This window comes from Winogradskyella aurantiaca (genome assembly GCF_003362725.1).
Classification (GTDB): Bacteria; Bacteroidota; Bacteroidia; order Flavobacteriales; family Flavobacteriaceae; genus Winogradskyella_A; species Winogradskyella_A aurantiaca.
The window spans coordinates 1-1,527 of the sequence record NZ_QKTV01000016.1 but is presented as its reverse complement, the minus strand read 5'-3'; the positions used below and the strand labels follow the sequence as shown (position 1 = coordinate 1,527).

General features: G+C 41.1%; 1 protein-coding gene. It reads left to right on the top strand.

Annotated features, from left to right (window positions below; all coding sequences use genetic code 11):
• Nucleotides 1–1,476, top strand: a 1,476-nt coding sequence (locus tag DN064_RS14055) for a T9SS type A sorting domain-containing protein (RefSeq protein ID WP_115463293.1), incomplete at its 5' end; no start/stop codon positions are given.
• Nucleotides 1,477–1,527: the final 51 nt, after the last annotated feature.

Genomic DNA, 1,527 nt, shown 5'->3' with positions numbered 1-1,527 from the left:
TTTACTGAAATTACCACTAGAGATTACGAAGTGCATTTAACGTATAACTCAGATGATGGTTATATCTATACCATCGATGCTGATAATGCCACTTATTTAGAACGTATTGATCCAGTATTTGGAACGGGGCAGATAATTAACTTATCTGCTGCAGGAGACGAAGGACCATTAAATAAGGTTACAGCCATTACTTATCAAGGTGGTCAGGTTTATATTGGATCTGATGCTAATGATAAGGTTTATGTCGCGAGTTTCGTTGACGCTATGAATGCCGAGTACGAGTTTGTTGCTGATGCACCAGTATCTGGTGGTGACTTAGCCTTTAAAGATGGACGCTTATTCCTTGCCACACGATCTGGTAATAGATTAATTAGAATCGATGCTGGAAACACAACTACAGATGTGGGCTCAGTACCAAATAAAGTAACAGGTCTTGCCGTATCAGAAGACAATAACTTCTTAACTACTAACAACAACAAAAACGTTGTTTATGAGTTGGCAGATGACGGTACACCAATTGGTAATGGCTATAATGTTACTGGAGACTTATCTGTGCTTAAAAATGGAGATTTTTCTTCTGGTTGTGGTGATAATGGTGCTGGGGATCCTTTTTGCTTCGTTAGTGAGGTGGTTAATCCTGGTGCTGAAATCAATGACATTGCCGATAACGATGGATGGGAACAGTATGGTCCTGGAGAATTAACTGCCGTCGGTGGTGGCTGGGATACAACTTCTTCCATTGAAATCCAACGTTCAGGTTCTGTTAATGGTGTAGAATCACACTGTGATAGTGGTTTCCACTTTGAATTATTAAGTAGAGCACCACAGGATAACATGTATCAGGTATTTAGTACTGATCCAGGTAGTTTGGTTCATGTAGTCTTCTACCATAAGAAACGTCCAGGTGGCAGTTCAGAAGATACTATGCAAGTAGAATACGGTTCAGATCTTAACAGCCTTCAGCTATTAGGAACGCACAGTGTCAGTGCAGACGACGGATGGGCAAGAGTTGAAATGAGCTTTACAGCTACTAGTGCTCAAACAGTAGTCTTATTAAGAGGTGTATCTGGATCTACAGGGTCTATAGGTAACCTAATTGATGATGTGTACGTTGGATGTGATGCTGATATGGCAGTTGAACCATGTGATTCACAAGGACCACCAGCCTTAGTACCGCACACAGGAGCGTACTCAGACTTAATGATTGCTGAGGATGACATTACCTTATACCCAGTTCCTGCTGTAAGCAGCCTGAACATTCAGGTGGATAACGAAGGAGCACCAGTAGAAGGTAGTTATTACATCACCTCAATTACAGGTCGAGTAAGTCATCAGGGTACTATCCAGATCAACAATGGTGTACAAAGCAGTACGGTCCATGAAAGTGTGGAGTCCTTACCTGATGGTATGTACTTCCTGGTGATGGAAGTTAATGGTAACAGAATAACGAAACAGTTTGTAAAAACCAATCGTTAAGATCTAAATACCAATAATGTATTTCAAAAGCCGGTTCTATGAGCCGGCTTT